Here is a 19365-nt window from a genome sequence, read left to right on the forward strand (position 1 = left end):
CGTCATGAAGACTATCAACCGACGTTCCCGTCTTACCCTGCTCAGCCTCTTGAGTGCCTCAATCTGGCTGGCGGGTTGCTCGACCCCCGCACGGGTGCCGCTTCCTGACAACAATACGCTCAAGGCCGGCCATCAAGCGGCGCTGACCCTGGCCGACCTGCCACCGCCGCAGGTGCTGATCCAGAGCGGCGACTCGCTGCGGATCGTGCGCGATGCCCAGGAACCGGCGGCGGCCGATGACATGACCGTGTTCGTGGTGCGCCCCGACGGCGTGATCTCGCTGCCCAATATTGGCCGGGTCAAGGCCGCCTTGCGCACGCCCGAAGACCTGGGCAAGGAAATCACCGAGAAGTACAAGCGCATCTACCGCGAACCTGCGGTGACGGTGAACATCGCCAGCGCACCGAGCAACAAGGTGTTTATCGGCGGTGCGGTGTCCAACCCGGCGTTTTTTGACCTGGCCGGCAACGTCAGCGTCGAGCAGGCGCTGCTCAGTTCCGGTGGTGTATTGCCCTCGGCGGATGCCTCCAACGTAGCCTTGCTGCGCACCGGGCCGGATGGCAAGTACAGGACGTACTTCATCAGCCTGGAGAGCATGTTGACCAACCCCAATCACCCGCGGGTGGCCCTGCAGCGCGGCGACTTGATCTTTGTGCCGCAGTCGGGCATCGGCGCGACGGTGGAGGCTGTGGATATGTACTTCACCAAGCTGTTTCCGATCAATAAAGGGATTGGTGTGGGCTTGAACTACGACCTAAACCAGAGTGACGTGAAAAATAGCGGCAACAACGTCGACTGTCGGGGTGGTACATGTTTTTAGTCATTAATGATCACACCCTTCCAACAAATAGAAGCTTTCACCTCCCCATCCATGGAGTGATCCTGTGATCGAAATCCGCTCTCTTCGCGACCTGCTGCGGCTGTTTTTCATCTACCGCCGCGAATTCAAACTGGCAGTGATCACCACGATCGTCGTCGCGGTGCTGGGTGCCTTCCTGCTGCCGGCTCGCTACGAGTCCGACGCGCGCTTGCTGGTCAAGCCGGGGCGGGACAACACCACCTTGCCGATCGAAGCCGCCAACCGCCAGACGCTGATTGCCCCGAGTACCCAGCACGACCCGATTGTCGACGAAGAAAAAATGCTCACCGGCCGGCCCATCGTGCATATCGTCGCCGAGCGCTATATGGCGATGACCTCCGAACCGCCGCAAGGCTTCTGGAAGGTCACCAAGTTCTACATCAAGAAGGGCCTTGGCGAAGTCATCAATGGCATACGCAGTGTGCTGCAGGCTGTGGGCCTTGCCGAGAAACAAAGCCCGCTGGAACGCCTGGCGACCTCGCTGGAGAAGAACTTCAAAGCCGGTCACGAGCCAGGCTCTTCAGTGATCGAGATTTCCTTCACCTGGGACGACCCGGCGGTGGCGCAAAAAATCGTCGAGGAATGGGTCAACGCCTACCTTGAAGAGCGTGCCCGGATTCTTGGGCGCAAGAGCCTGCATACCTTTTATGAAACCGAACGCGCCAAGGTGGCGGAAAATATCCAAAGCTTGAAGGACCAGCTGCAAGGCCGCTTGAAGCAGATCGATTCGATCAGCGTCGATGCGCGCCTGAAAAACCTCACCAGCCAGATCGACCGTGTCACCGATGCCAAGGTCAGCGCCCAGAACCAGATCTCGGGGATTCGCAGCCTCCTGGCCAACGCCAGCCAGCAGATCAAGAGCCAGCCGGCAGATGTGGTGACGATGCGCGAAACCAGCCTCAACCCCACTCAACTGGATCTCAAGCGCCAGCTCAATACGCTGCAAGTGGAACGCGCACGCCTGTTGCGCACCTACCTGCCCGGCACACCGCAGGTCAATCAGATCGAGCAGAACATCCGCGACCTGGAAGCGCTCAGCGCTCAGGAAGCCACGCGCCTGGAACGCTCGCAAAACACCGCGCCCAACAGCCTGGTGATCAACGTCAAACAGCAAGTGATCGACGCCCAATTGCAAGAGCGCAAACTGGCCGGGGAAATCGAGAACTACGACAAGACCCTCGCCGAGCTGCGCGACCAGCGTGACAAGGCGATGACCGATGAGCCGGAACTCAACAAGCTGAGCCAGCAACTGCGCGCCGCCGAAAAAAGCTACGCCTTGTACTCGGACAATCTGGAACAGGCGCGTATCGATCACGAACTGGACAACAGCCAGATCAGCAACATCGCCCTGATCGAACACGCCACCCTGAACCCGTCACGTGTGTTTCCCAAGAGCCTGCTGATTCTGCTGTTCGCCATTCCCGCCGGCGTGGCCGTGGGCTTTTTGACCATCTATGTCCTGTACCTGCTGGACCAGCGCATCCACGACGGCACACGATTGCAGGAGATGTTCCAGGTGCCGCTGTGGAGCAGCATCCCCGATGTGCAAGACGCCACGCCGGCCGCCGTCACCGCCAGCCTCTATCGCCTGTACAGCCTGCTGCCCCTGGAGCGCATCGCCAGTGAAGGCTTTGCCCTGGGCCTGACCTCGGCGCGGCATGGCGAGGGCGTGACGTTTATCATCGAGCAGCTCAAGCGCCTGCTGGAAGAGCGTGGCCATCGCGTCTCGGTCGATGGGGTAAACGCGCCCACGGCGGGTGAAGTGCTGTTGCTGGACGCCTCGGCCTTGTCGTCCAACCCGCAGGCCTTCTTGACGCTGCGCCGTGCCGACCAGATCGTGCTGGTGATCGAAGCTCGCACCAGCACCGTACCGACCATCGAAAACGCGGTGTCGCTGCTGACCACCGCCTTCGGCAAGGTCGACGGCATGATCCTCAACCGTCGCCGCTTCGAAGTACCGGCCAAGGTCCTGGCGCGAATCAACAGCTGGCGCGGTGCGGCCTGATGCGTATTGCATTGCTGGCTCCCCTGCCGCCGGAACAGACCGGGATCGCCGATTACGCCGCGCATCTGCGCAACGCGCTGATCGAACTGGGCCTTGAGGTGGTGACCCCCCTCGCGGGCTGCCAGGACCTGGCTGAACAGTTGCAACGCTTGCAAGCCTTTGACTGGCGCAGTGTGGACCTGGTCCATGCCGAACTGGGGGGTGGGCGCTTCGGTGAGTTCCAGGCGCTCAACTACCTGCGTCGAGCGCAACCGCAACTGCCTTTGACCGCCACCGTGCATGACCCGGAACGCTTGATCTGGCGCCGGGCCAAGCTGTTTTTCCCCTTGACCCTGCTCGAACGCCTGCCCCACCCGCTGCCGCAGGCTGCCGCGCTGTTGGCCGACCCGCTGACCTTGCACGAAGAACGGCGCCTGGCCAAAGGTATGCGCCGGCTGATCACCCTCACCCGCCTGGGCGGCGACTGCCTGCGCCAACGCATGGGTCTGCGCCCGCAACAAGTGGCGGTGATTGCCCACGGCAACCTGCCCATCGCCCCCCAGGACATGCCGCCGCTTGCGCCGCTGCGTCTGCTGTATTTCGGTTTTATCTATCGCGGCAAGGGCATTGAGGACCTGCTCCAGGCCCTGGCCCAGTCACTGGCCGCCCACCCGCAATGCCGAGGCCAGGTGCGCCTGACCCTGGCCGGTGGCACCGCCCCGGAAATGACCTTCGACCCGGCCGGCAACTACCTCGACGGCCTGCGCCAGCAGATCAGCGCGCTGCACCTGGAGGATGTGGTGGACTGGCAGCTGGACCTGCCCTCGGCGCAGATCGCCGCGACGATCCAGGGGCACCATGTGATGGTGCTGCCCTACCGCGAGTCGAAAAAACTCGGTTTCCTGGGACAGATGCGGGGCACCAGCGGCGCGCTGTCGTGGGCCAATGCTTGCGGGCGCGGGGTGATTACCTCCAATGCCCGTGCCTTTGCTGAAGAGGTGGCCGGCGGCAATGGCATCACCTATCAGCAGGGCGACATCGATTCCTTGAGCAGCGCCTTGAACCGCTTGATTCTCGACCCGCAACAGGCCCGGCAATGGGCTGCACGGGCCGGGGAAATCGGCCACCAACGCCAGTGGGCCACTACGGCCCAACGTTTTGCCGAATTATTTCGGGATGCTTGTGAGGAGCCGTTGCGATGAGTATTTCATCTGTTCGCCCGATGTGGCGCTATCTGCCGCTGGTGCTGGCAATCGCCGTCGGTGGCGCTCTGCTGTCGAGTGAAAAAGTCGATGCACAGCCGGTGAACCTGGCCCCGGAGCGCGGCGTAGTCTGGAAGGATTTCCTTGGCGTGAACGCGCACTTTCTGTGGTTCACGCCCGAGCAGTACCGCCAGCAGATCAAGCAATACAAGAAGCTTGGGTTGCAATGGGTGCGGGTCGACCTGCACTGGGATCGCCTGGAGCCCGAAGAAGACGGTTATCAGCTCAGCACCTTCGATGAACTGGAGCGCACCCTGACCGCTGAAAAAATTCGCTCGGTGTTTTACCTGGTGGGCTCGGCGCCCTTTATCACCACCGCCCCCAAGGGCGCGAAGTTCCAGGACCAGTATCGCCCGCGGGACCCCGAAATCTACGCGCTGCGCCTGGCACTCCTGGCCAAGCGCTACCCCAATATTGATGCCTGGCAGGTGTGGAACGAGCAGAACCTGCCGAACAACTGGCGCCCCAAAGTCGACGCCAAGGAGTACGGGCAATTGTTATTGGCCAGTCACCAGGCCCTGAACCTTGCCGCGCCCGGCAAACTGCAGGTCATGGGCGGCATGGCGTACTACAGCCAAATGCCGCCGCGTGGCAAAACCCTGATGTTCGAAGCACTCGGCGCGCTGGGTGTGCAAAACCTGGGCATGGTCGCGGCCTATCACCCTTATTCGATGACCCCGGAAACCGATGAGCCGGGCAAGAACGAAGTGCTGCTGCGCGGTGATCAACTCAACTCAATGCTGCACGGCGCCGGGATCAAGAACGTATGGGCCACCGAGTGGGGCTGGTCCAGCTACGCCGGCCCCAAGGAAATGCAGGACCTGATCGGTATCGACGGGCAGGCCGACTACACCTTGCGCCGCCTGGCGTTGATGGCGTCCCAGGACTATCAGAAGATTTTCCTGTTCGCGCTGTCCGACCTCGACCAACGCGCCTCGCCACGCGACCAGCACTACGGCCTGCTGAACCTGGACGGCGAACCGAAGCCGGTGTACACCGCCCTCGCCCGCTTCCTGGACATCACCGGCCCCTCCCTTAAACCCGGCACCACGCCGCAGCTTGAGGATGTGCCGGACAGTTTCTACAGCGTGGCCTGGACCCGCTCTGACGGAAAACACCTGCTGATGTATTGGAGTGCCAAAGGCAACACCATCAGCCTGCCGAACATCAAGCGCGCAGAACTGCTGGACCCGCTGACCGGAGCCCGGCAAACCCTGAGCGACGACAACGGTATTCGCCCAGCGGTGAAGCCGAGTTTGCAGATACTGGTGTGGTAGCCCCGGGTATGGAGAGCTGTACATGAGAATCCTATGGATTGTGCCCTACCTGCCGTGGCCAACCACCAGCGGCGGCAAGACCCGCCAGTACCATTTGCTGCGCACCTTGAGTGAACGCGGACATCGCATCACGCTGCTGGCGCAATCGAAGACACCGGCCGATGACGCGGTGTACGCCGCCCTTGAACCGTTGCTCGAACGCCTGATCGTGGTGCCGCGCCGGCCACTGAAACACCCGATGACTCTGCTCGCGGGCGTATTCGCACCCTGGCCGCTGTTGACCACGGTCAATGGCCTGTCGGCGCCGTTGCAGGCCCAATTTGCGCAACTGTTGAACGAACACTGGGACGTGATTCAAGTGGAACACAGCTACAGCCTGCAACCGTTTCTGCGCACCTTGCAGCAACGCCAGCGCGCGTTTGTGCTGACCGAGCACAACCTGGAATCGAGCTTGGGCGGCGCCACTTATGACCGTTTTCCCAGGTGGGCCGCGCCTTTTGTGCAGTATGACCAATGGCGCTGCCGGCAATGGGAGCGCAAGGCGTTCGATGCCGCCGCCCATGTGATCGCGGTGACCGAGGCCGATGCCCAGGCCATGCGACCGTTGTCTGCAACGCCGGTGAGCGTGGTGGTCAATGGGGTCGACAGCCGTGCCTTCGCCCAGGTCAGTGCCGATGCGCTAAGCCAGCGTCTGTTGTTTGTCGGCAACTACGAATACGCCCCCAACCTGGACGCCGTGCAGTGGCTGCTTGAAGAGATCTTCCCCCGAGTCTGGCTGCGGTGCCCGACCGCGCGCCTGGCGGTGGCCGGTTACGGCTTGCCCGAACACTGGCGCGACCGCTGGCCGGATGAACGTGTCGAGTGGCTGGGGTTTGTTCCCGATCTGTGCGACCTGCAACGGCGCTGCACCGGTTTTGTCGCCGCGTTGCGCCATGGCGGCGGCTCCAAGCTCAAGGTATTGGAGGCGATGGCCGCCGGCTTGCCGCTGGTCAGCACGGCCCAGGGAGTTTCCGGGTTGGCGGTGCAGCCACAGGCGCATTACCTGGCGGGCGAAAGCGCTGAGGCCCTGGCCGACGCCATCGTGCGCCTGCTGGATGAACCGCCGCTGGCCCGGCAACTGGCCGATGCAGCACGCGACTATGCGCGGCACTATCACGACTGGGCGGTGGCCGGTGACGAACTGGAGCACATCTACCACACCTTGCTCACTTCCAAGGAGTCTCAGCCATGCGCGTAGCCCTGGACTATCGCCCCGCCACGGTTGCGCCCTCGTCGGGCATCGCCCGCCAGGTCCTGGCGCTGGAAGATGCCCTGCGCGCACGAGGCAACACCGAGGTGGTGCTGTTCACTGAAGCGCCCCTGGACCACCTGCAACGCACGACCGCCACTTGCCCACCCTGGGCCAGCCCGCTCGATGGCCTGCAGCGGCCGCAGGTGCGCTTTCGATTTGAGCGCAAGTTTTTGCCCAGAGCCTTGCACGAGCAGCAGATCGACCTGCACATCGCCACGGCCAATATGGGCTTGCCACTGTGCCGCAAACCCGCCGGCACCCGCTATGTCCTGGTGCTGCATGACCTGTTTCAGCTGACTCAGCGTAACTTCCATCGCTCCCGGCTCAAGGCCCTGGCCTATCGCTTGATCGACGGCGCCTCGATTGCCTGGTCGGTGTGGCAGGCTGACCGAGTGTGGTGCCCTTCGCAGTTTTCTTGCAACGAAGCCGCCCGCGTATTCCCCTGGGCGCGGGCCAAGTTCCGGGTATTGAGCAACCTGGTACCAGAATTGAATGCCGCGCCAGAGCCGCTGCCAGACAACCTGCCGGCGCGTTACTGGCTGGTGGTGGGCACACGGGAGCCGCGCAAGAACATGGTGTTTTTCCTGCGCCAATGGCAGGCCTGCCGTGCGGCGAACCCTGAGGTACCGGACCTGGTGCTGGTAGGCCACGCCAGCGATGTGCCGCCAGCCCTTGGCGAACTGCCGGGCCTGCATTGGTGCAGCGGTTTATCCGACGGCCAACTGCAAGCCCTCTACCGTCATGCCGCCTGCCTGTGGCAGCCGTCTTTTGCCGAGGGCTTTGGGTTGCCGGTGGTGGAAGCCTTGAGTGTCGGCACCCCAGTGGCGGTGGCATACGGTTCCGCCCTGGACGAAGTCGCGCCGCCCGACGCCCCGCGCTTCGACCCACACGACGCCAGGCAATTGCAGACCGTCATGCAGCAACTGGCTGCCGCGAAGACCCCGGCAGACGCCGAAACGCAGCGCGCCTGGGCCCGGCAATTTGCCGAACCGGCCTATCGCTCGCGCCTGGATACTTTGCTCAAGGAATTGGACCGCTAATGCTGCCAGGAAAATTCATCAGCCTGCTCCTGGGTCTGGTCTTCGGCATTTTGCTGCTGGCCCTGTCGCCGATCAAGGCCTTGCTGGTCGTGGTCGGCGCAGCTGTGGCCTTGACCCTGATCCGCTTTCCCCTGTGGGGCTTGCTGATTTTCGCGGTGTTGGCCACCAGCATTCCCTACACCACGCTGGAGCTGGGGGTCCGCACCACCATCAGCGAAGCGGTGTTGGGGCTGACCTGGGTCGGGGTGTTCTGGCAATCGTTTATCGGCAAGACCCGCGGCTTGATCCTGTGGCGTCCGACCGAGCGCGCGCTGATGTGGCTGATGCTGTTCAGCGCTATTCCGTTTATCTGGGGCATGGTCATCATCCATGCCGAAGGCAACGGGCCGGTGAACTGGGTACGCTGGCTGATGAACCTGTCGTTGCTGTTTATCGTGCCGTTGCTGCTGCGCACCGACGCCGACCGCGACAAGGTGGTGGTCGCCCTGCTGCTGGGCAACCTGGCAATGCTGCTGCTGTCGATCTTCATGTTCCTGAAGACGCGCAATGCGATGTCGATGATCCAGGTGCTTACCGACCTCAAGTACGCCCACCCCGAAGCGGTGAAGGATATTTTCTCCGCCAACTACACGCGTATGGCCTCGCCCTGGGTACACCCCAACCTGACCGGTGGCGTGCTGGTGCTGTTTATCCCCCTGGCGCTGTTCTACGGCTGGACCCGCAGCGGCTGGCGGCGGGCGCTGGGCCTGGCGGTGGCGGTGCTGGGTTGTGCCGGCCTGCTGCTGAGTATTTCCCGTGGCGCCATCGTGGCCCTGGCGCTGGTGCTGATCTGGCTGACCTACAAGCGCGTGCCCAACAGCGGGCGCATCATCGGGATCGGCGTGGCATTTGGGGTTGCGCTGGTGATGTTCTATCCACCGTTGCAGGAGCGCTTGCTGACCATCTTCTCGTCCACCAACGCCAGTACCGAAATCCGCTTCGATGAGTACGCAAGATTCCCCGAAGCGATGTCGACGTACCCCCTGGGGATCGGCTTCAAGATCGACCCGCCGGTGCCCGGCACCAACCTGTTGGGCATCTCCAACTTGTGGCTGAACTTCATCTACAAGGTCGGCATTCCGGGGATGCTGCTGTTTATCACCGTCACCCTGTTGTGGTGGCGCGAAGTGCGGCCCCTGGGCCAGGTGCGCAAGGTCACCGCCGACAACGCCCTGTGGCTGGGGTGCATCTGCGGCGTGATGGCGGCGCTGCTGACCGGGATTTTCGACCACTATTTCAGCTTCACCTTTGTACTGATCGCGCTGTTCTGGCTGTTGATGGGCATGAGCCTGCAACAGGTGCGTCTGCGCCCCTCCATTACCGCTCCTGTTGCTGCTATTGCGCCAAAGGATAACCAACCATGAAGCACCGGATGATTCACTCCACCGATTTGCGCGACCGCCTCCCCACACTGGCCGCTGAAATAGGCGTGAGCCTGCCGGACCTGGAAGCGGCGCTGGACTGGTGCCTGGCCAACGACGTGGTGTTTGAAGAGGGCGAAGGAGACAACAAGCGTTTCTGGATAAATTCCATTGACCTGGAACCTGTCCTTGAGCAGCCGGTGGCCCGCCTTTTGTTCCGTCGTATGAAACAGGACCTGCCGGGCCAGCTGTTGCCGCGCTACGGCAAAAACTGGGCAACGATCAAGGATCGCTGGCGCAACGCCTGGGACATGGCCTACAACATTCTGATCAACAAGATCCCCAGCCACCATGTGCGCATCGCCTGGCTGCGCCTGGGCGGCGCGAAGATCGGTAAAGGCTCCAGCTTGTGGCGCAACACCGAAGTGTTGGGCATCCACAATTTGAGAGTCGGTGACGATACGGTGATCGGCTGGCATTGCCAGGTGGATGCCCGCGCCGGGCTGGTGATCGGCAACCACGTGGCGATTGCCTCCCATGTGCTGATCATTGCCGGCAGTCATGATTTGCAGGCGCCGGAGTTCTGGTCGATTTCCGGGCCAATCTACATCGACGACTACGTGTGGATCGGCAGCCGAGCGTTGATCGGCTACGGCACGCACCTGGGCCATGGTTCGGTGATCAGCGCCAATACCGTGGTGGCCAAGGCAGTAGCCCCCTACAAAATCATTGGCGGTTCCGGGGCCAAAATCATGGGCGAGCGTTGCCATGATCTGAACTATAAGGTGGGTGGCAAAGGCTTGTTCACCCTGTTCCACTGATGTTCGGCAGCACACTGTGGCTGACCGTAGCGACGCTTGCCGGGCTGGTCGCCGGTTTTGCCCGCGAATGGTTGTTGGTAGCGGCCTGGGGCGCGGGCAGTCGCAGCGACGGGTTTCTGGTGGCGGTGTTTCTGCCCGAAGCGTTGCGCATGACCCTGGCCGCCGGGTTGCTCGCGGCGGCGGCCCTGCCCCTGTATCAACAACGCGACCCACAACGCCAGCAAGCCTGGCTGGCCAGCTTGTCCCCACGCCTGCTGGGGGTGGGCCTGGCCCTGTTTGCCATCCTGGCACTGGGCGCGCCGCTGTGGGTGCGCCTGATCGGCCCTGGCCTGGACGCTGCGGCCCATGCCGAAGCCGCGGCCAACTTGCGCTGGCTGGCGGCCTGCGCGCCGGGCCTGGTGATGCATGGGTTGTTCAGTATTCCCTTGCAGGCACGTCAACGTTTTGTGCTGCCAGGGCTGGGCTCTTTGCTTTTTAACCTGCCGCCGGTGCTGTACCTTTTCATCCGTGGCAGCGCAAGCGACAGCGGCGAGCTGGCCATGAGCTTTTTTGCCGGCAGTGTCTTGATGTGCCTGCCGCTGCTGGCGCCGGTGTGGTCGTTCGGCTGGCGGCCATGGCAAGTCACTGGCGACAAGCTGGCGGGCCGCGAACTGCTGGGGCGCATCGGGCCGTTGTTGGCCAGCAATGTCGCCAGCCAGGGTCTGGCGCTGCTCGAACGTTTGATCGCCAGTTATCTGGGGGAAGGCGCCGTCACTTGGGTCAACCTCGCCCGCAAGTTGATCAACCTGCCATTGATCGCGCTGATGAGCCTTAACCAGGTCCTGCTGGGCATGATGAGCGGCGAACAAGGCCAGCAACGCCTGGCCCTGCTGCGTCGGGGCCTGGATGCGGCGACCCTGCTCAGCCTGCCCGCCGCCCTCGGCCTGATCGGCGCCAGCCCGGTACTGATTCATCTGCTGATGCCCACCCAAAGCGCCGACGGCCCATTGCCCGCGCTGCTGGCCTGGTTCGCAACGCCCTTGGTGTTCGGCGCCTGGAACGCCATGCTCGCCCGCTACGCCTATGCCAGCGGCGACACGCGCCTGCCCTTGCGCTGCGAACTGCTGGGCAGCGGGGTCAACGCTTTGCTGCTGGTGCTGCTGCCGTACTTTTTGGGTTTGCCCGGTATCGCCCTGGCGGCGCTGGGCGGGGTTATCGTCACCAACCTGCTGCTGATGCAACGCCAGCAATTGCTTGGCCAACTGGGCTGGCCGCTGCAATGGGGGCTGAGTGCGGTATCACTGGGCTTTGCAGCCGTTATCTTGCACCCACTGCAAAACGACGGCTGGCAACTGGGCTTGAGTACCGTGACGGCGGCCCTGGTATTGGGAGGGTTGGCTGGATGGTTCAAACCGTGGAAACAGTGAACTGGAGCCCGCGCCGCAACGGCCTGCGCAGGAGCTGGTAAGCCAGCTCCTGCACAGACTCAGTCATCCAGCGTTTGCGGCGCCGCCGGTTTGGCTGCCTTACCCGCTTTGGGAGCGTTCTTGCCCGGAGCAGGTACAGGTTCTGGCGCAACCGGCGCCGCCGCTTCTTTCTCGGCCATCGGCATCTGGTCAATGGCGCTGAAAAACTCCTTCAGATCGAGGGTATCCGGCGGTACGGTTTTCTCCAGTTTTTTATCGCCATCCTTGCCGATCAGAATCACCTTGGTGCCGCTGCCCGCTCCAAGTTTGAGGGCACGGATCAGCGCGTTGGTTTCCGGTGGCGTGAGCTTCTTGTTGTCCTTGGGGTCCTTGGCGAACTTCTCCCCTTCGGCGCCGATGCTGCCGAACTTCACGGTGTAGAACACCATGCTGCGTTCTTCAAAGGACTGTTTGGTGGCCGGCTCGTCCAACTGCTTCTTGACGGTCGCCAAGGTGTCGTTGCCGGAGTCCAGCTCCACCACGACCAGCGGCCGGGCCTTGCCCAGGTCTTGCTTGAGCGGGTTGATATCATCAGCGGCCAACAACGGCCCCGTAAAAGCCATCAAGGTAGCCAGGGTCAGCGACCGGATGAGCATGCGCACCTCCTTTGAATTCCATGCAGGGTTCTTGAGTTTCATGTCTGCGACAGTCAAATTCAAGGATGATTCCTACATCACTTTGAGAAGAGTAGGTCAGGACGCCCGCTACGCAAGGGCTTGGACAGTCGCCTGGCCATTGTTTCTTCCGGTTACGAGACCTTCCACTGCGGCCAATGCCGGGCAAATACGGGGGCCACGACAGGGTCAGCGTCTACCTGCTCCAGGCTCTGCGCAAAGCCCGGCGCCAGGTTGCCGAGCACCTCGCGCGCCTCATCCCAACGCGACACTGCCGCCGCCATGATGCCCAGTGCATTCGGCGCGTTGCTCGGGGTAAACAGCTGGCCGGCAAACTGATCGGCAAACACGACCCAAGCCTGGTGCAGGTAGCGCCGTGTGCCGCTGACCAGTTGCGCTTGCTGCGCTTCATCGGCATTCCCCAACCAGCGTTGCGGGTAGTCGATGATGCCGATCGCCGAATAGCAATTGGCGGCGATGTACAACAAGCCGCGCAGGATCTGCGCACGATCGCCGGCCAGTAACTGGGCCTTGGGATACTCCAGGCCCAGGTGGATCAGGATCGCGGCGCTTTCGGTCAGTACCTGGCCATTGGGGGTGACCAGGGTGGGGATCTGCTTGAGTGGATTGATACGTGCAAGGGCGTCGCTGCCCTCGCCGTCCTGCCAGGAACTGGCGTCCACGCGATGCCATGGCACTGCGCAGCGCTGCAGCGCGATTTCGATCATGCAGGAACCGGATTCGTCGGTGCCATAAAGTGTGTACATGGGCGTTTCCTCCTGAGCGATGGGCGATAGGGACAGTGGTCCAGAACCTAGAATAGCCCCATCTGCCCGCCCACCAGGGTGCCGAAATCATCATTGACGAATGGCAGTATGGCGTCTGCAACGGGCTGCAGTTGGCGAGTCACGTAGTGGTCGTAGTCGATGGGCGCTTGCCGCACTTCCAGGGGTTCGGGGCCATTGACGCTGATCACATAGCTGATCCAGCCACCGCGCTGGTACTGGCGCGGGCGCCCCAGGCGGTCGTTGTATTCGTCCGCCAGGCGTGCCGCGCGTACATGGGGCGGCACGTTGCGTTCGTAGTCGTGCAAGGGCCGGCGCAGGCGCTTGCGGTAGATCAGCAACTCGTCGAATTCGCCGCTCAGGGTACGGCGCACGTAATCGCGTATGTAGTCCTGATGGGGCTGACGATGGAAGATGCGCTGGTAGAGTTCCTGCTGAAATTGCCGGGCCAGGGGCGACCAGTCGCTGCGCACGGTTTCCAGGCCCTTGTAGATCATCTCTTCGCTGCCATCGTCGCGTACGACCAAACCGGCGTAGCGCTTCTTGCTGCCCTCCTCCGCGCCACGGATGGTCGGCATCAGGAAGCGGCTGAAGTGGGTTTCGTATTGCAGCTCCAGTGCACTTTGCAGGCCGTATTCAGTGCTCAGGTGCGTGCGCCACCAGTCGTTGACGTGCTGCACCAGCGCCAGGCCGATACGATTGGCGTCCTGCGGGGAATGGGCGCTGCCGAGCCAGACGAAGGTGGAGTCGGTGTCGCCGTAGATCACTTCGTAGCCCTGGGCCTCCACCAGCTCGCGGGTCTGGCGCATGATCTGGTGCCCACGCAGGGTGATTGACGATGCCAACCGCGTATCGAAGAACCGGCAGCCACTGGAGCCGAGCACGCCGTAGAAAGCATTCATGATGATTTTCAGGGCTTGGGACAGCGGCGCATTGTGCTCGCGCTTGGCCTCTTCACGGCCTTCGGATACGCGCGTGACGATGGACGGCAGGCAGTGCCGGGTGCGGGAGAAACGCGCGCCGCGAAAGCCCTCTACCGAGTCGCTGTCGTCGGGATGCTTGAGGCCTTCGATCAAGCCCACCGGGTCGATCAGGAAACTGCGGATGATCGACGGGTAAAGGCTTTTGTAGTCCAGCACCAGCACCGATTCGTAGAGGCCCGGGCGGGAGTCCATGACAAACCCGCCAGGGCTGGCCTGGGGCGGTTTGTCGCCCAGGTTCGGCGCGACGAAACCCTGGCGGTGCATCAACGGCATGTACAGGTGGGTGAAGGCGGCCACCGAGCCGCCGTTACGGTCGGCCGGCAAACCGGTGACGCTGGCGCGTTCGAGCAGGAATTTGAGTAGCTCGGTCTTTTCGAAAATCCGCGTGACCAGCTCGCAGTCCTTGAGGTTGTAGCGCGCCAGGGCGGGCTTGTCCTCGGCGAACATGCGGTTGATCTCATCCATGCGTTGATATGGGGTGCAGATGTCTTTGCCTTCGCCGAGCAGGGTTTGCGCGACGTTTTCCAGGCTGAAGGATTCAAAGCTCCAGGTCGCCGAGCGCAGCGCTTCGATCCCATCGATGATCAAGCGCCCCGCCGCCGCTGCGAAGTAATGATTGCGGCTGCCGTGCTCGCGCCAGGTCATGGCTTCACCGCCACGCCCCAGCAACAGTGGCACGTTCAGGCGCTGGGCGTGTTCATGCAGGACGCGCAGATCGAACTGCACCACATTCCAGCCGATGATCGCGTCGGGATCAAAGGTGGCCAGCCATTGGTTGAGGCGTTCGAGCAATTGTGCGCGGGTGTCGCAATAGTCGAGCTTGAAGTCCACGGCGTCGGTTTTATTTGGCGGGCCGAGCATGTACACCTGGCGCTCGCCGCAGCCTTCGAGAGCGATGGAATACAGATCACCCTGGGCGGTGGTCTCGATGTCCAGCGACACCAATTTCAATCGCGGGCGGTAGTCGGGCGCGGGCTTCATCTGCGCGTCAAGCAAGACACCGCCGGCATCCGCCGTGCCGCCGAACCACACCGGGGCGGTGATAAAGCGTTCCATCATGTAGCGCTCGGGCGGTCGTACGTCGCCTTCGTAGACATCCACCCCGGCGCTGCGCAGGCGCTTTTCGATGTCCATCAACTGGCGGTGCTGACGGGCATAGAGGCCAAGGACCGGGCGATGGTGGAAGTCGCACAGTTGCAGCGCACGCAACTCCAGATCGCGCTCGCCCTTGAGCAGCCAATCAAGCGGCTTTCGATGGACCTCGGGAATGAACATCACCGAAGTTTGCACGGGTAGTCGAATACACCGAGGCCCATGGTCGGTGGCCAGCCAGAAACTGACCTCCGTGCCCGCCGGGGTATCGCGCCAATGCCGGGTCAGGACAAAACCCTGCTGTAAATCCACCGTACCGCACCTCAGGAATCGCTTTCAGGGCGTGATTCTACTCGGCATCCGTACAAACGCGGCAGGTTAACGCGCACGCGGAGCGCAATCCGTGGCTTGCCGCTGAATGGCGACGACATTTCCTATAACGGTTTGTACGGCGTCCTGCCTCGCCAGATCATCTCCACCGATGCCCTGGAGCGAGTGGAAGTGTTCAAGGGCCCCAATGCTTTCATCAATGGCGTCACTCCCACCGGTTCGGGTATTGGTGGCGGTGTGAACCTGCAACCCAAGCGCGCCGATGATGTGCCGCTGCGTCGTTTCAGCACCGACATCAGCAGTGATGGCCGGATTGGCGAGCACCTGGATATTGGCCAGCGCTTCGGCGAAGACAACCGGTTTGGCGCACGGGTCAACCTGTCCCAGCGCGAAGGCGATACCGGGATTGATGATGAAAACCAGCGTTCGAAGCTGTTTGCCGTCGGCCTTGATTACCGCGGCGATGCGTTGCGGCTGTCCGGTGATTTTGTGTATCAGAAGCAGCGTATCAACGGTGGGCGTAACTCGGTGTTCCTTGGCACCATCACCCAGGTACCGGATGCGCCGTCGGCAGGCACCAACTACGCGCCAAGCTGGAGCAGTACCAACCTTGAAGACACGTTGGGGATGCTGCGCACCGGCGGGCAGTACGCCGACGCGGCCAACAACCTGAGCCTGCCGGCCTGGAACCGCTTCGACTTGGGTGCGCGCTACACCTTCGCCGTGGACAAGCGCGAGGTGACATTGGGTGCCACGGTAGAGAACGTCGCCAACCAGAAATACTGGGAGTCGGCCCAGGGCGGGTTCCTGAGCCAGGGGGATCCGCGAGCGGCGAAGTTGTCGGCGTCGATTGATTTCTAGAACGTGATTACGTTGGGGGGCTGATCTCCCCCCTTGCCCACCATCATACTGGTCGGGTTTCGCTCAGATAGGTTTCGATATTGCCCATCTGCTCATCCCAACCACGGGAGTTCATCTTGAACGCCTTCTGGCGCCGCGCTTCGGGAACCTGGTCGAAACCGGATTCGACAACCCGCAGCAGGATACCTGGGGCGCGATCCTCGATGGTGAACTCCACCAGGGTCGGTGTTTCGTTGTCGTAGTCGACGCCCTCCTCTACCGCGAAGGGGTGCCACCAGAAAGAGAACAGCGTTTGCGGCAGGACGCGTTCGATCCTGGCCTTCCAGACTACATGTTCGTAGCCTGGGTAAGTAATTGGCGCTTCGATAGTTTGCCCGGCTACAAAGGTTTTGCCCTTGAGCGCGATACCGAACCAGCTGCCAAATTGCTCGGCATCCGTGAGAGCCTCCCAAACCTGTTTACGCGATGCATTGAGCAGGACTTTGCGTTCGATTCGATCTAATACGTGCATGAGTCACCTCCTTCTTTGAACAGTAGGCGACATCGACCAATGCGCAACCTTGCGTTGTGCGCGATGATGATGACCCCCTCCTTGACCTGGCCATAGGTTATGACTGACCCATTGAATGGAAGTTGCTTGTGCAAAGCCGTGCGCTATCAGGTGGACAGCCTGGACATGCCCATCAGCCACTGCCATTGCGACAGCTGTCGCAAGGCACACGCAGCTGCGTTTGTTGCCACTGCCGGGGTGATGCGCGAGCATTTTCGCTGGACGCACGGTGAAGAGCTTTTGGCATCCTTTGAATCCTCGCCGGGGAAACTCCGACGCTTCTGCTCGCGCTGCGGCTCACATCTGATTGCCGAACGGGGGCATCAGCCCCACGTGATCGTGCGGGTGGCGACGCTGGACGATGATCCCGGCGTCAGGCCCACCTCGCATATCTGGATGGCCCATGAGGTGCCATGGCTGGCCTATGACGGCGTAGAGCGCTGGGCCGAGTGGCAGGTCTGAGTCAGACGCGTGGGTCACCTGGCGCTTTGGCAGGTGTCGCATACTGCGGCTTGAGATGACCTTCCTGGTCAAGCAACCAGGCATCCATGATCTGCCGCACAACCGGCCCGGCCACACGACCACCGGCCTCACCGTTTTCGATCATGACGGAAATCACGATCTTCGGATGTTCGGCCGGCGCAAAACCGACGAACAAGGCGTTATCGCGATGACGCTCCAACGTCTTGTTACGGTTGTAGCGCTCACCCTGCTTGATCGCCACCACCTGGGCGGTACCACTCTTGCCGGCGATGCGGTATTGGGCACCTTGCGCTGCCGCCCGGGCGATACCGCGTGGGTCGTGCATCACCAGTTGCATACCGTGGTTGACCTGCTCCCAATCACGCGGATTTTTTAGCACCACGTTAGGCATGGGGTTCTCGTCCACGGGAGGCACGCCATTGATGGTCTTGGCCAGGTGCGGACGGTTCCATATGCCTTTGTTGGCGATCAATGCGGTGGCTTGGGCCAGTTGCAGCGGCGTCACTTGCATATAGCCCTGGCCGATGCCGAGGATCACGGTTTCGCCTGGGAACCAGGGCTGGCGACGGGTCGCACGCTTCCAGGCCTGAGAGGGCATGAGCCCCGCGGACTCTTCGAACATGTCCAGTGATACCTTCTGACCGAGGCCGAACTCGGCGAGGTAGTCATGCAGGCGATCGATGCCCAGCTTGTGGGCCAGGTCGTAGAAGTACGTGTCGTTGGAACGCATGATGGCGGCGTCCATGTCCACCCAACCGTCGCCACTGTGGTTCCAGTTGCGGTATTTGTGGTCAAAGTCCGGCAGTTGGTAATAGCCGGGGTCGAACACACGGGTTTGGGGGGTCACAACGCCACTGTCGAGACCGGCGATGGCCACTTCCGGCTTGATGGTTGAGCCAGGCGCATAGAGCCCACGTAGCACGCGGTTGAACAGCGGCCGATCAATCGAATCGTGCAGCGCGGCGTACTCCTTGAAGCTGATACCGGTGACGAACAGGTTCGGATCGAAACTCGGTTTGCTGACCATGGCCAGCACTTCGCCGGTTTGCGGGTCCAGAGCCACGACCGAACCGCGCCGGTCGCCCAGGGCCTCTTCGGCGGCTTCCTGGAGCTTGACGTCGAGACTCAGGACGATATTTTTGCCGGGGATCGGATCGGTGTGCTTGAGCACGCGCAATACGCGGCCCTGGGCATTGGTCTCAACCTCCTCATAACCGACATGGCCGTGCAGCTCGGCCTCGTAAAAACGCTCAATCCCGGTTTTGCCGATGGATTGGGTACCGCGGTACTCCACGGAATCAAGGGTCTTGGATTCTTTTTCATTGATGCGGCCGACGTAGCCAATGGAGTGGGCAAAGTGCGCACCCAGCGGATAGTGGCGTACAAATTGCGGCTCGACGTCCACCCCTGGTAAACGGAACTCGTTGACGGCCAAAACGGCGATCTGTTCTTCGTTCAGCTCGTAGAACAACGTGACCGGAACAAACGGGTGACGGGCCTGCTTGAGTGCCTTATCGAACATGGCACGGTCTTCGGCAGGCAAATGCAGCAGACTGACGATTGCGTCCAGCTCACCCTTGAGATCGGTGGTGCGTTCACGAGTAATAGTCAGGTTGTAGCTCGGACGGTTATCAGCCAGGACCACGCCGTTACGGTCATAGATCAAGCCGCGAGTCGGCGTGATAGGCAATACATGGACCCGGTTGTTTTCCGAGATAGTGGAGTGGTAGTCATACTGCACCACTTGCAAAAAATACATACGCCCCACCAGGGCACAGGTGATGCCTACCACTAATAGCGCACAGGCCAGCAAGCGCTTGTTGACCAGGCGGTTTTCTTTTTCATGATCTTTGATAGGTATCGGTTCAGGCATTTCTACAGCATCTCGTTGGAAAATGGCGACGCCGCCTCCTGCGGGTAACGATCAGTCCTTATGAAAATGTGCTGCACCATACCAAAAAAATGCAGAAACACTTTGCATTGATTTCCCCAGCGGCACGCCGATTTAGGCGAGAGTGCCAGAGGTTGCCAGCTTTTCGACCGCCCAAAACAAAACCCCTGTTTGCGTTAGCAAACAGGGGTTTTGGAATTTAATCTTGACGATGACCTACTCTCACATGGGGAAACCCCACACTACCATCGGCGATGCATCGTTTCACTGCTGAGTTCGGGATGGGATCAGGTGGTTCCAATGCTCTATGGTCGTCAAGAAATTCGGGTACTGAGTCGTGACCAGTTGGTCTCGCTTCAGCAAATTGGGTATGTGATAGCTTTCGGTGTTTTGTGAG

The 19365-nt window shown here is 61.6% G+C and carries 15 protein-coding genes, 1 rRNA gene and 1 pseudogene; 11 read left to right on the forward strand and 6 right to left on the reverse strand.

Annotated features, from left to right (window positions below):
- The first annotated feature begins 4 nt into the window (after positions 1 to 4).
- From TX23_RS24115 to TX23_RS24155, 9 genes are all read left to right on the forward strand, one after another.
- Positions 5 to 820: a polysaccharide biosynthesis/export family protein gene (locus TX23_RS24115; protein WP_057704364.1), complete on the forward strand. Its 816-nt coding sequence runs from the start codon at positions 5 to 7 to the stop codon at positions 818 to 820.
- Between the two features lie 64 nt (positions 821 to 884).
- Positions 885 to 2864, forward strand: coding sequence for a GumC family protein (locus tag TX23_RS24120; protein ID WP_057704365.1), 1980 nt, complete (start codon positions 885 to 887; stop codon positions 2862 to 2864).
- On the forward strand, positions 2864 to 4045 hold the full coding sequence (locus TX23_RS24125) for a glycosyltransferase (RefSeq protein WP_057704366.1): 1182 nt from the start codon (positions 2864 to 2866) through the stop codon (positions 4043 to 4045). The genes TX23_RS24120 and TX23_RS24125 overlap by 1 nt, the downstream gene beginning before the upstream one ends.
- A complete protein-coding gene (locus TX23_RS24130) occupies positions 4042 to 5382 on the forward strand; it encodes a glycoside hydrolase 5 family protein (protein ID WP_057704367.1) in 1341 nt (446 codons plus the stop codon). The genes TX23_RS24125 and TX23_RS24130 overlap by 4 nt, the downstream gene beginning before the upstream one ends.
- Positions 5383 to 5404: 22 nt before the next feature.
- Complete coding sequence (locus tag TX23_RS24135; RefSeq protein WP_057704368.1) at positions 5405 to 6619, forward strand: glycosyltransferase family 4 protein; 1215 nt, start codon at positions 5405 to 5407, stop codon at positions 6617 to 6619.
- Complete coding sequence (locus tag TX23_RS24140) at positions 6610 to 7713, forward strand: glycosyltransferase family 4 protein (protein ID WP_057704369.1); 1104 nt, start codon at positions 6610 to 6612, stop codon at positions 7711 to 7713. The genes TX23_RS24135 and TX23_RS24140 overlap by 10 nt, the downstream gene beginning before the upstream one ends.
- Complete coding sequence (locus TX23_RS24145) at positions 7713 to 9116, forward strand: O-antigen ligase family protein (RefSeq protein WP_057704370.1); 1404 nt, start codon at positions 7713 to 7715, stop codon at positions 9114 to 9116. The genes TX23_RS24140 and TX23_RS24145 overlap by 1 nt, the downstream gene beginning before the upstream one ends.
- A complete protein-coding gene (locus TX23_RS24150) occupies positions 9113 to 9934 on the forward strand; it encodes an acyltransferase (RefSeq protein WP_057704371.1) in 822 nt (273 codons plus the stop codon). Before TX23_RS24145 ends, TX23_RS24150 begins: the two co-directional genes overlap by 4 nt.
- On the forward strand, positions 9934 to 11340 hold the full coding sequence (locus tag TX23_RS24155; protein WP_057704372.1) for a lipid II flippase MurJ: 1407 nt from the start codon (positions 9934 to 9936) through the stop codon (positions 11338 to 11340). Before TX23_RS24150 ends, TX23_RS24155 begins: the two co-directional genes overlap by 1 nt.
- Positions 11341 to 11399: 59 nt before the next feature.
- Here TX23_RS24155 and TX23_RS24160 read toward each other — a convergent pair whose 3' ends face one another.
- The 3 genes from TX23_RS24160 to TX23_RS24170 all read right to left on the reverse strand — a co-directional run bounded on the left by TX23_RS24160 (position 11400) and on the right by TX23_RS24170 (position 15165).
- Positions 11400 to 11975: a DUF4174 domain-containing protein gene (locus TX23_RS24160; RefSeq protein ID WP_057704373.1), complete on the reverse strand. Its 576-nt coding sequence runs from the start codon at positions 11973 to 11975 to the stop codon at positions 11400 to 11402.
- A 152-nt stretch (positions 11976 to 12127) separates the two neighbouring features.
- Positions 12128 to 12760 carry a glutathione S-transferase N-terminal domain-containing protein gene (locus TX23_RS24165; protein ID WP_057704374.1) on the reverse strand — a complete coding sequence of 211 codons (633 nt, stop codon included), beginning with the start codon at positions 12758 to 12760 and terminating at the stop codon, positions 12128 to 12130.
- A gap of 47 nt (positions 12761 to 12807) precedes the next feature.
- Positions 12808 to 15165 (reverse strand): DNA polymerase II, encoded by a 2358-nt coding sequence (locus TX23_RS24170; protein WP_057704375.1) that lies wholly within the window; start codon positions 15163 to 15165, stop codon positions 12808 to 12810.
- Between the two features lie 21 nt (positions 15166 to 15186).
- Here TX23_RS24170 and TX23_RS28890 point away from each other — a divergent pair.
- Positions 15187 to 15819, forward strand: a pseudogene (locus TX23_RS28890) (TonB-dependent receptor plug domain-containing protein); the annotation flags it as partial.
- Between the two features lie 268 nt (positions 15820 to 16087).
- Here the strand turns inward: TX23_RS28890 and TX23_RS24180 are convergent.
- Entirely contained in the window at positions 16088 to 16555 is a 468-nt protein-coding gene (locus TX23_RS24180) for an SRPBCC family protein (RefSeq protein ID WP_003190189.1), read from the reverse strand.
- Positions 16556 to 16654: 99 nt separating this feature from the next.
- Here TX23_RS24180 and TX23_RS24185 point away from each other — a divergent pair, with 99 nt between their 5' ends.
- The gene (locus tag TX23_RS24185; RefSeq protein WP_057704376.1) at positions 16655 to 17056 is read left to right on the forward strand and encodes a GFA family protein; all 402 of its coding nucleotides are present in this window, start codon (positions 16655 to 16657) and stop codon (positions 17054 to 17056) included.
- A 1-nt stretch (position 17057) separates the two neighbouring features.
- Here the strand turns inward: TX23_RS24185 and mrdA are convergent, their stop codons facing one another.
- Positions 17058 to 18950: a penicillin-binding protein 2 gene (mrdA, locus tag TX23_RS24190; RefSeq protein ID WP_057704377.1), complete on the reverse strand. Its 1893-nt coding sequence runs from the start codon at positions 18948 to 18950 to the stop codon at positions 17058 to 17060.
- A gap of 221 nt (positions 18951 to 19171) precedes the next feature.
- Positions 19172 to 19287: ribosomal RNA gene (rrf, locus tag TX23_RS24195) — 5S ribosomal RNA — on the reverse strand.
- Between the last annotated feature and the right edge of the window lie 78 nt (positions 19288 to 19365).

The sequence above is a fragment of the Pseudomonas paralactis genome (assembly GCF_001439735.1).
Lineage (GTDB): Bacteria > Pseudomonadota > Gammaproteobacteria > Pseudomonadales > Pseudomonadaceae > Aquipseudomonas > Aquipseudomonas paralactis.

Excerpts from the sequence above, each read along its gene's own strand:
- TX23_RS24165 (WP_057704374.1), bottom strand. The coding sequence starts at position 12,760 with ATGTACACACTTTATGGCACCGACGAATCCGGTTCCTGCATGATCGAA.
- TX23_RS24180 (WP_003190189.1), bottom strand. The coding sequence starts at position 16,555 with ATGCACGTATTAGATCGAATCGAACGCAAAGTCCTGCTCAATGCATCG.
- mrdA (WP_057704377.1), bottom strand. The coding sequence starts at position 18,950 with ATGCCTGAACCGATACCTATCAAAGATCATGAAAAAGAAAACCGCCTG.
- TX23_RS24115 (WP_057704364.1), top strand. The coding sequence starts at position 5 with ATGAAGACTATCAACCGACGTTCCCGTCTTACCCTGCTCAGCCTCTTG.
- TX23_RS24185 (WP_057704376.1), top strand. The coding sequence starts at position 16,655 with ATGACTGACCCATTGAATGGAAGTTGCTTGTGCAAAGCCGTGCGCTAT.
- TX23_RS24135 (WP_057704368.1), top strand. The coding sequence starts at position 5,405 with ATGAGAATCCTATGGATTGTGCCCTACCTGCCGTGGCCAACCACCAGC.
- TX23_RS24125 (WP_057704366.1), top strand. The coding sequence starts at position 2,864 with ATGCGTATTGCATTGCTGGCTCCCCTGCCGCCGGAACAGACCGGGATC.
- TX23_RS24140 (WP_057704369.1), top strand. The coding sequence starts at position 6,610 with ATGCGCGTAGCCCTGGACTATCGCCCCGCCACGGTTGCGCCCTCGTCG.
- TX23_RS24150 (WP_057704371.1), top strand. The coding sequence starts at position 9,113 with ATGAAGCACCGGATGATTCACTCCACCGATTTGCGCGACCGCCTCCCC.
- TX23_RS24145 (WP_057704370.1), top strand. The coding sequence starts at position 7,713 with ATGCTGCCAGGAAAATTCATCAGCCTGCTCCTGGGTCTGGTCTTCGGC.
- TX23_RS24160 (WP_057704373.1), bottom strand. The coding sequence starts at position 11,975 with ATGCTCATCCGGTCGCTGACCCTGGCTACCTTGATGGCTTTTACGGGG.
- TX23_RS24130 (WP_057704367.1), top strand. The coding sequence starts at position 4,042 with ATGAGTATTTCATCTGTTCGCCCGATGTGGCGCTATCTGCCGCTGGTG.
- TX23_RS24155 (WP_057704372.1), top strand. The coding sequence starts at position 9,934 with ATGTTCGGCAGCACACTGTGGCTGACCGTAGCGACGCTTGCCGGGCTG.